6 protein-coding genes are annotated in these 9,345 nt (G+C 72.4%); 2 read left to right on the top strand and 4 right to left on the bottom strand.

The window, feature by feature from the left end:
* Window positions 1-2,152: ATP-dependent helicase HrpB (hrpB, locus tag ACFUJR_RS27110; RefSeq protein WP_383450808.1), on the top strand; the 2,152-nt coding region annotated here is incomplete at its 5' end.
* Here the strand turns inward: hrpB and ACFUJR_RS27105 are convergent.
* The 3 genes from ACFUJR_RS27105 to ACFUJR_RS27095 all read right to left on the bottom strand — a co-directional run bounded on the left by ACFUJR_RS27105 (window position 2,136) and on the right by ACFUJR_RS27095 (window position 5,214).
* Entirely contained in the window at window positions 2,136-3,101 is a 966-nt protein-coding gene (locus ACFUJR_RS27105) for a DUF3068 domain-containing protein (protein ID WP_383170125.1), read from the bottom strand. The genes hrpB and ACFUJR_RS27105 overlap by 17 nt on opposite strands.
* Window positions 3,102-3,115: 14 nt before the next feature.
* On the bottom strand, window positions 3,116-3,256 hold the full coding sequence (locus ACFUJR_RS27100) for an SPW_0924 family protein (protein ID WP_383170127.1): 141 nt from the start codon (window positions 3,254-3,256) through the stop codon (window positions 3,116-3,118).
* Between the two features lie 188 nt (window positions 3,257-3,444).
* A complete protein-coding gene (locus tag ACFUJR_RS27095) occupies window positions 3,445-5,214 on the bottom strand; it encodes a lytic murein transglycosylase (protein ID WP_383170128.1) in 1,770 nt (589 codons plus the stop codon).
* Window positions 5,215-5,446: 232 nt separating this feature from the next.
* Here ACFUJR_RS27095 and ACFUJR_RS27090 point away from each other — a divergent pair, with 232 nt between their 5' ends.
* The gene (locus ACFUJR_RS27090; RefSeq protein WP_383170130.1) at window positions 5,447-6,322 is read left to right on the top strand and encodes a DUF4184 family protein; all 876 of its coding nucleotides are present in this window, start codon (window positions 5,447-5,449) and stop codon (window positions 6,320-6,322) included.
* A gap of 160 nt (window positions 6,323-6,482) precedes the next feature.
* Here the strand turns inward: ACFUJR_RS27090 and polA are convergent, their stop codons facing one another.
* Window positions 6,483-9,137 carry a DNA polymerase I gene (polA, locus tag ACFUJR_RS27085; protein ID WP_383170134.1) on the bottom strand — a complete coding sequence of 885 codons (2,655 nt, stop codon included), beginning with the start codon at window positions 9,135-9,137 and terminating at the stop codon, window positions 6,483-6,485.
* Between the last annotated feature and the right edge of the window lie 208 nt (window positions 9,138-9,345).

The raw sequence follows: 9,345 nt of genomic DNA, 5'->3' as shown, positions 1-9,345 counted from the left end.
GGACGCGGACACGGCGATGGCGTTCCTGGTGGACGTCCGGGCCACGCTGCGGCCCGAGCTGAACTTGATCGCCGCCTCGGCCACCACCGACGCGGAGGCGTGGTCGCAGCTCCTGACGGTCCTGGACGGCACCGGCCCGGCGCCCATCGTCCGGAGCAAGGGCGAGACACACGGCTACCTCGTCCGGTTCGCCGCACCGCCCGCCGGTGTCCGGCCCTCCCACGGCACGTGGGTGGATCCCGCTCTGCTGCGTCATGTGGCGGCGACGGTCCGGCTGGCGTGCGAGCGCCATCAGGGCGACGTCCTCTGTTTCCTTCCCGGCACGGGAGAGATCGCGCGGACGGCGGGGATGCTCGCGGACCTCGACGCCGACGTGCTCCAGCTGCACGGGCGGGCGCCGACGGTGGTGCAGGACGCGGTGCTCCGCGGCGCGGAGCCCGGTGGGCCGCGCCGGGTGATCCTCGCGACCTCGGTGGCGGAGTCGAGCCTCACCGTGCCGGGGGTGCGGATCGTCGTGGACTCGGGACTGGCGCGGGAGCCGCGGACGGACCACGCCCGCGGTCTCGGGTCACTCGCCACGGTGCCGGTGTCGCTCGCCGCCGCGACCCAGCGCTCGGGCCGCTCCGGCCGGGAGGGGTTCGGCATCGTGTACCGCTGCTGGGCGGAGGCGGACGACGGGCGCCGGTCCCGCTTCCCCTCCCCCGAGATCGAGATCGCGGACCTGGCCTCGTTCGCCCTGCGCACGGCCTGCTGGGGCGACCCCACGGCGGAAGGACTCGCGCTCCTCGACCCACCGCCCGCCGGAGCGATGGCGGCCGCGCGCTCCGTACTGACGTCGGTCGGCGCGGTGGACGAGGAGGGGCGCGCGACGGCGCGGGGGGTACGGATGTCCCGGCTCGGGGTACACCCTCGGCTCGCCCGGGCCCTGATCGACGGTTCGCCCGAGGTCGGTGCGCGGCGGGCGGCCGAGGTGGTCGCGCTGCTCAGCGAGGAGCCGCCGCGGGAGTACGGCGACGACCTGGCGGCGGCCTGGCGCGCGGCGCGGCGGGGCACCGACGGGTACGGGGCGCGGTGGAAGGCGGAGGCCCGGCGTCTGGAGCGGTCGGCCACGGAGGCGGGGCCCGAGTCTTCGCGGGACGGGGATGGTGGCGCTCTGGCAGGCGGCGGGGAGGACGTCGTGGCCGGGCTGGTGACGGCGTACGCCTTCCCCGAGCGGGTGGCCAGGGCGCGGGAGAGCGGCGGGTTCCTGATGGTGTCGGGGACGGGTGCCGAGCTCGCCGACGGGTCGGGGCTCGGCAGCGCGCCGTGGCTGGCGGTCGCCGTGGCGGACCGGACCGCGCGGAGCGCCACGGCCAGGGTGCGGCTGGCCGCCGTGGTGGACGAGGAAGTGGCGCGGGCGGCCGCCGGGCATCTGCTCGCCTCCGGCGAGGAGGTCCACTGGGAGGACGGGGACGTGGTCGCCCGGTCCGTGTCCCGGCTTGGCGCCGTCGAGCTGACCGCCCGTCCGCTCAGAGACGGCGCCGACCCCGGGCGCGTACGGGCGGCGCTCCTGGACGGGTTGCGGCGCGAGGGGCTCGGGCTGTTGCGGTGGAGCCGGGAGTCGGAGGAGCTGCGACTGCGCCTCGCCTTTCTCCACCGGGTCGTGGGCGATCCCTGGCCGGAGATGGCGGAGGGAGCTCTGCTCGACCGGGCGGACGAGTGGCTGGAGCCGGAGCTCTCCCGGGCCCGGCGGCGGGCGGACCTCGGCCGGATCGACGCGGGACAGGCTCTGGGACGGCTGCTGCCGTGGGCCACAGGCGAGGCGGGCAGGCTCGACGAGCTCGCGCCGGAGCGGATCGAGGTGCCCAGCGGGTCGCGGATACGGGTGGACTACGGCGGGGAGCAGCCGGTCCTCGCGGTGAAGCTGCAGGAGATGTTCGGGCTCGCCGAGACACCGAAGGTGGCGGGCGGGACGCCGGTCGTGGTCCATCTCCTCTCCCCCGCCGGCCGCCCGGCGGCCGTCACCGCCGATCTGGCCTCGTTCTGGCGGGACGGCTACCGCGCCGTCCGGGCCGAGCTGCGCGGGCGCTATCCCAAGCATCCGTGGCCGGAGGATCCGGCGGGGGCGGAGCCGACGCGGCACACCAGCGCGCGGCTCAGGAGGGAGCGGTAGCGGGGCTGTCCGGGCCGGGACGCCGGCCGCGGGCCTCCAGCCAGAGGGAGAGGGCGAGCAGGAGGAGGGAGAGGGTGACGAACGTCCACGGGAGGTAGGAGGTGACGAGCAGGACGACCGTGCGGTTCGTCTTGACCAGCTCGACGGTGCTGCGGATGTAGTCCTCGCGCATCTTCACGTGGCCGGAGAAGGCAGTGACCTTCCAGTCGGTCTTCTCGTTGCGGAGCTCCTCCTTGTGGATCTCCTCGCCGTTGACGGGGGCGCCGGTGACGGGGTCGACCCAGAACATCCGCTTGGTCGTGTACCAGATGGTCATGCCCGACTGGCTGATCATCTCGGGGGTGATGCCTTCGATCGGCATCGTCTTGGGCATGGGGACCTGGGTCCAGGGGATGGTCTGCTCGAAGTAGTAGACGTCCATGCCCCGGAAGGTGCGGGTGCCCTTGTAGTGGATGGGTGCCGAGGTGCGGGAGCGGGCGTCGTAGTACTGGTAGTCCCTCTTCTCGGTGAGGAAGGGCCATTTGAACTCGATGCCCTCGCGCCGGACGGCGTCCCCGTCGACCATCGCCCCGGTGGCGTTGACCGGGTCCTGTGTGTGGGCGTCGAAGATGTAGCGCTCGGGGATCTTGGAGACCATCTTGCCGTCGGGTCCGGTGATGTAGGTGAGCGCGTCCCAGACGACCACGTCGCGGCCGGCGTTCCGCTCGATCCGCTTCGACTCCTCCACGTTGCCCTTGAGCGTCTGGATGATCGTGAGCTTCTCGACCTCCTTGGCCGTGAGGGTCGAGTAGTCGACGAGGGTGGCGGGCTTCGCCTCCAGGACGATCTCCTGGTACTGGTTCGGCGGAATCTTCGCCACGCGAGGGAAGACGTACCAGCGGAGGGTGGGGGCCATCGCGGCGAAGAACACGGCGAAGGAGAGCAGGACGAGGCTGGCGCGGCGGCGCATGGGTGTGGCTCCTCCTACTTCTTGGGACCGGGGTCGGCGGTGAGGAGGGGCTTGGGCGAGGTGGGCCCGTCGGGCGGCAGGTCGACCACGGAGACGAGGAGCATGACGAGGAGGACTGGGACCAGCCCGATGGCGGCGGCTACGAGGGCGCGCAAGGTCGGCCTCCCGGTGCTCTATCTGATGCGGCGTCAGGGCTGGGGCACCGTAGCAATGTGGCCGCGAGATGAGAACACGTTGCACTCAGAACACGGAGCGCCGCCCCCGCGTCCGGGCGGACAAGGGGGCGGCGGATGGGCGGCGGCCGAGCGGGGCGCTCCGGTGGGGGCGCTGCTCAGCGAGTCGCTCAGGGGGTCCGGGTGGCCTCGGGCGAGACGGTCGGCGAGGACGTCGGGGCAGGCGTCGGTGAAGGCGTCGGGGTCGGGGTCGGGGTCGGGGTCGGCTCGGGGGCCGGGGCGGTGACCACGAGCTCGATGGTCAGGGTGCCTCCGCCGGGCGTCGTCAGCCGGAGCAGGAAGGGGCCCTCCTGGTCGTCCGCGTAGATGTCGGGGAGGGTGAGCAGTCCGTTGGCGTCCGTCTTCACCGTGAGGGTCCGCAGCGGCTGGTCTTCGGCGTCCTTGAAGTAGGGGCCCTTGGTGTTGGTCTGCGGGTCGTCCGCCGAGGTGATGAAGGTGGCGGTCAGACCGACCGAGGCGGCGGGGGCACCGTCGAGGGTCGCCTTCACCAGGACGCGGTCCGCGAACCGGCCGCCGGTGGTGGCCGTCAGATCCTTGGCGTCACCGCGGACCAGCGTGTCGGCGGTCCGCTCGGTGACGGTCGCGGTGAACCCGACGGGCGCCAGGGCTCGGTCCACGACCGTGGCCCGGACCGTGAAGGTGCCCGTCTGCTCGCCCGCCCGGACGAGCGGCGCGACGGCACGGCCCGTGGAGCCGGTCGTGACCCGCACGCTCTTCGCCACACCACCGAAGTGGGAGTCGGTGGAGCCGACGATCTCGAAGCGCACGCTCACTCCGGAGACCGGCTTGCCCTTCGCGTCCAGCGCCTCGACCGTCGGCCGCTCGGCGAAGGTGCCACCGGCGGTGACCGTCAGTGTGCCGGTGCCGGCGTCCTTGATCCGCGCCACCTCGACGGTCGCGGGCGGGGTCGGCGTGGGGGTGCCGGGCACGGACGGGTCCGGCGTCGGCGTCGGCGTCGGCTTCTGCGGAGCCGGCGTGGGCGACGGCGAGGGGGTCACCGGCGCGGTCGGCGTGGGCTGAGGGGAGCGGCCGGTGCCGGGGGTGTCGCTGCGGTCGACGGGCAGCGTTCCCGTGCCGTCCGGGACCTGGTGGGTGCCGCGCTGGTAGTACTCGAACCAGGAGAGCACGGTGCGCAGGTACTCGGTCGAGCGGTTGTAGCTGAGGATCGCCCGGTCCAGATCGGCCTTGACCGCGAGGTCGCGGTTGTTGGCGCACAGGTAGAGCCCGGCGGCCTGCGCGGCGTCGTAGATGTTGTTGGGGTCCTTGCGGCCGTCGCCGTTGGCGTCCTGACCCCAGGTCGCCCAGGTAGAGGGGATGAACTGCATCGGGCCGACGGCACGGTCATGCGTCGTGTCGTTGTCGAACGCACCGTTGTCGGTGTCCGAGATGTTCGCGAAGCCGACACCGTTGAGCTTCGGGCCGAGGATCGGCGAGAGCGTGGTGCCGTTGGCGTCGACGCGTCCGCCGCGTGCCTGCCCGGACTCGACCTTGCCTATGCCGGCGAGCAGCTGCCACGGAAGGTGACACGCGGGGTCGCTGGATCGTATGGACTGCTCCGCGCGCTTGTAGGCGGAGAGTACGGTCGCGGGTATGCCGGCCTCGGCGGGGCCGGTGACGATCGGCAGGTCTATGGAAGTGCCGGGCTTGTTGGGCGTGTTCAGCGGCGGAAGGTCGGTGTAGTACGGCGAGTCGCCGGTCGCCGATCCGTCCGGCGGGAGCGTCGCGTCACCCGCGCCGGCCGGCCGGTCCCCACCCGCGGCGTCCGCGGGCGGCGCGACCGCGCCGGGTCCCTGCGAGGCGGCCAGTGCCGCCACCGCCGCGGCCACGACGGCACCGCTGGTGGCCCCCCTGCGCAGCCGACGGCCGAATTGCGCTGCCATACGTCTGGTTCCTCCCCCTCGACTGCACTCCGCGCTCCCCGCGCGAGGCCTCAGGAGACCCTATGACACCGACGAGCCCCGGAACACCGAGCCTTGACCGTGTTTCACTCTTTCGTCACCACTTGGCGCCCGCGATCCGGGTTGAGATCGCTCACGCATACTGGGCGTGATCGCCGACCGTCGGCCGCCGGGAAGTTCCCGGGCCGGCGCGGAATTCGAGGGGGATGTTCCGATGCCGTTCACGCTCAGCCATGCCGCCGCGGTGCTGCCGGGCATCCGCCGGGACGGCACCGGACGCGGCCCGTTGATCGCCTCCGGACTCGTGGCGGGGTCGTTCGCACCCGACATGACCTACTTCGCGGCCACGGCGATCCCGGGCGCGATGCTCTTCGGAAACGTCACGCACTCCGGTCTCGGTGTCGTGACGGTCGACCTGCTCATCGCGGGCGCCTTGGTGGCGGTGTGGCTGATGGTGCGTGAGCCGTTGGTGGCGCTGCTGCCGGGCCGGTGGCAGGGGCGGGTGTACGGGTTCGTCCGGGGGAGTTCGTGGGCCGGCCGCGCGCCCCTGCCGCTCGCCGGGTGGTTCTGCGTGTCCGCGGCGATCGGGGCCTCGACCCATGTCATATGGGACTCCTTCACCCACCTCGACCGCTGGGGCACACGCGCGATTCCGTTCCTGGACGCGATCGTGGCCGGGTTCCCGGTCTATCTGTACCTGCAGTACGGAGGGTCGGCGCTGGCGCTGGCGCTGCTGGTGTGGTTCACGGTGCGGGCGCTGCGCGGCGCCGCCGGAGGGCCCACCCCGCCGGACGTGCCTGTACTGAGCCGCCGGGGACAGTGGTCGGCGGGCGGGCTGATCGGCGCCTGCGTCCTGGCCGGGATCGTGCACCGGTGCCTGCGCTGGTACGCGTACTGGGGCCGGATCGAGACGCCCCTGGACATCGTTCCGACGGCCTGCTTCGGCGGCGGCGCGGGGCTCGCGGTCGGCCTGGTGCTGTACGGCGCGGGGATGCGGCTGCGCGGGACCCGGCCGTCGTCGACCGCGTCCCGCGAAGGCGGTCGTTCCCGGGAGGACGCGCCGGCCGGCTCCCGTCCAGGACCTCGCTGACCCCGCTGCCGGGACGCGGCGCACCGCTCCACCCGGGGCGCGGCAGTGCACTCCGCGCGCTCCGGCACACCCGGCCGCGCGCTCCGGCACACCCGGCCGCCCGGGTGTCGACGAGCGGGTCCGTCCGGCGCGGGCGGTCTCCCGCCCGCGCCCGGGGCCGTCAGTGGGCCGCCGACTCCCAGTCCGGGCCCACGCCGACCGAGACGTCGAGGGGGGCTCGGAGGGAGACCGCCGAGGCCATCTGCTCGCGGAGGAGGCTCTCGACCCGCTCCCGCTCGCCCGGAGCCACTTCGAGCACGATCTCGTCGTGGACCTGGAGAAGCATGCGGGAGGCGAGCCCGGCCTCCGTCAGCGCCCGGTCCACGTTCAGCATCGCGACCTTGACGATGTCCGCCGCCGTGCCCTGGATCGGCGCGTTCAGCGCCATCCGCTCGGCGGCCTCACGGCGCTGGCGGTTGTCGCTGTTCAGGTCGGGGAGGTACCGGCGGCGGCCGAGCATCGTCTCCGTGTACCCCGTGGCGCGGGCCTCGTCGACGACCCGGTGCAGGTACTCCCGTACCCCGCCGAAGCGCTCGAAGTACGTGTCCATCAGGGCACGGGCCTCGCCCGGCTCGATGTTCAGCTGCTGGGAGAGGCCGAAGGCCGAGAGGCCGTACGCCAGGCCGTAGGACATGGCCTTGATCTTGCGGCGCATCTCGGCGTCGACGGCGGACCGCTCGACGCCGAAGACCTGCGAGGCGACCGTGGTGTGCAGGTCCTCGCCGGAGGTGAACGCCTCGATCAGGCCCTCGTCCTCGGAGAGATGGGCCATGACCCGCAGTTCGATCTGACTGTAGTCCGCCGTCATCAGCGACTCGAAGCCCTCGCCCACGACGAAGCCGTGCCGGATGGCGCGGCCCTCGTCGGTGCGCACCGGCACGTTCTGAAGGTTCGGGTCGGTGGACGACAGCCGGCCCGTCGCCGCCACCGTCTGGCTGAAGGTGGTGTGGATGCGGCCGTCGCCGGCGATCGTCTTGATCAGGCCCTCGACCGTGGAGCGCAGACGCGCCTGCTCACGGTGGCGGAGCATGATCACCGGCAGTTCGTGCTCGGTCTGCCCGGCCAGCCAGGCCAGCGCGTCGGCGTCCGTGGTGTAGCCGGTCTTGGTCTTCTTCGTCTTCGGCAGGTTCAGCTCGCCGAAGAAGACCTCCTGGAGCTGCTTGGGCGAGCCGAGGTTGAACTCGTGCCCCACCGCGTCGTGCGCCTCCTTCACGGCCTGCTGCACCGCTCCGGCGAACTGCTGCTCCATGGCCTCCAGATGGTCCCGGTCGGCGGCGATGCCGTGCCGCTCCATCCGGGCCAGGAGCAGGGACGTCGGCAGCTCCACGTCATGCAGCAGCTCGGTCGCGCCGACCTCGCCGAGCTTCTCGCCGAACGCCTCTCCGAGGTCGAGGACCGCGCGCGCCTGTGACATCAGGGCGTCCGCCTCGGCGTGCTCGTCGGTGCCGAAGGCGAGCTGCCCGTCGGCGGCGGCCGGGGCCAGCTCGCGGTGGAGGTACTCGACGGAGAGCGCGTCCAGGGCGAAGGAGCGGCGCCCGGGCTTGACCAGATAGGCGGCGAGCGCGGTGTCCATCGTGACGCCTTCGAGCTGCCAGCCGTGCTCGGGGAAGACGCGCAGGGCCTCCTTGGCGTTGTGCATCACCTTCGGCCTGGCGGCGTCGGCGAGCCACGCCGCGAAGGCCCGCTCGTCCTGCTCGTCGAGGCGGGTCGTGTCGAACCAGGCCGCCTTGCCGTCAGCCGCCGCGAGGGCGACCTCGCTGACGTTGCCCGCGCCCAGGGCCCAGGCGGCGACGGTGGCGACACCGAGCGGCTGCGCGCCGTGGGCCTCCAGCCAGGGCGCCAGCTCGCCGGTGCCGAGGGCGGTGCCGTCCAGTTCGACGCCCGCGTCGGGAACCGGGGCTTCCTCTTCTTCCGCACCGGGGTCGACCGCGAGCAGGCGCTCGCGCAGGCTCGGGTTGCGGATCTCCAGGACCTCGAGGAAGCCCTTGAGCGCGGTCCGGTCGTACGGCGCGCGCTCCAGCTCCGCGACGGTGCGGGGCAGTTCGACGTCCCGGACCAGCTCGGTCAGGTGCCGGTTGAGCTTGACCGACTCCAGGTGGTCGCGCAGGGCCTGCCCGACCTTGCCCTTGACCTCGTCGGCACGCTCGACCAGCTCGGCGAAGGAGCCGAACTGGTTGATCCACTTCGTCGCGGTCTTCTCGCCGACGCCCGGGATGCCGGGCAGGTTGTCGGACGGGTCGCCGCGCAGGGCGGCGAAGTCGGGGTACTGGGAGGGGGTGAGGCCGTACTTCTCCTGGACCTTCTCCGGAGTGAAGCGGGTCAGCTCGGAGACGCCCTTGGTGGGGTAGAGCACGGTCACGTGGTCGGTGACCAGCTGGAAGGAGTCGCGGTCACCCGTGACGATCAGGACCTCGAAGCCGGCCGCCTCGGCCTGCGTCGCGAGCGTCGCGATGACATCGTCCGCCTCGAAGCCGTCGACCGCGAACCGCACCGCGTTCATGGTGTCGAGCAGCTCGCCGATCAGCTCGACCTGGCCCTTGAACTCGTCCGGGGTCTTGGAGCGATTCGCCTTGTACTCGGGGAAGTCCGCCGAGCGCCACGTCTTGCGGGACACGTCGAACGCGACGGCGAAGTGCGTGGGCGCCTCGTCGCGCAGCGTGTTCGCGAGCATCGACGCGAAGCCGTAGATCGCGTTCGTCGTCTGTCCGCTCGCGCTCGTGAAGTTCTCCACGGGCAGCGCGAAGAACGCCCGGTACGCGAGCGAGTGCCCGTCCATGAGGAGCAGGCGGGGACGGGTTTCTTCGGTCTTCTTCGATGCTGTCTCGGCCACGTACACGATCCTGCCACGGACCACCGACAATCCCCTCCACACCCGGTCCGGGCACCCCGCTGATGCTCCTATTGCTGTCAAGCGGCTTGGAGCCACTTGCGGTAGGCGTGAGTGAGGTCGTCGTCCCTGCTGAGTCCTCTTTCGAGCCTGGAGA

The organism is Streptomyces sp. NPDC057271 (assembly GCF_042668715.1).
Lineage (GTDB): Bacteria > Actinomycetota > Actinomycetes > Streptomycetales > Streptomycetaceae > Streptomyces.
Note: the sequence above shows the minus strand (reverse complement) of the source record. Positions and strands in the feature narration are given on the sequence as shown.

Excerpts from the sequence above, each read along its gene's own strand:
- ACFUJR_RS27105 (WP_383170125.1), bottom strand. The coding sequence starts at position 3,101 with ATGCGCCGCCGCGCCAGCCTCGTCCTGCTCTCCTTCGCCGTGTTCTTC.
- ACFUJR_RS27095 (WP_383170128.1), bottom strand. The coding sequence starts at position 5,214 with ATGGCAGCGCAATTCGGCCGTCGGCTGCGCAGGGGGGCCACCAGCGGT.
- ACFUJR_RS27090 (WP_383170130.1), top strand. The coding sequence starts at position 5,447 with ATGCCGTTCACGCTCAGCCATGCCGCCGCGGTGCTGCCGGGCATCCGC.
- polA (WP_383170134.1), bottom strand. The coding sequence starts at position 9,137 with ATGGACGGGCACTCGCTCGCGTACCGGGCGTTCTTCGCGCTGCCCGTG.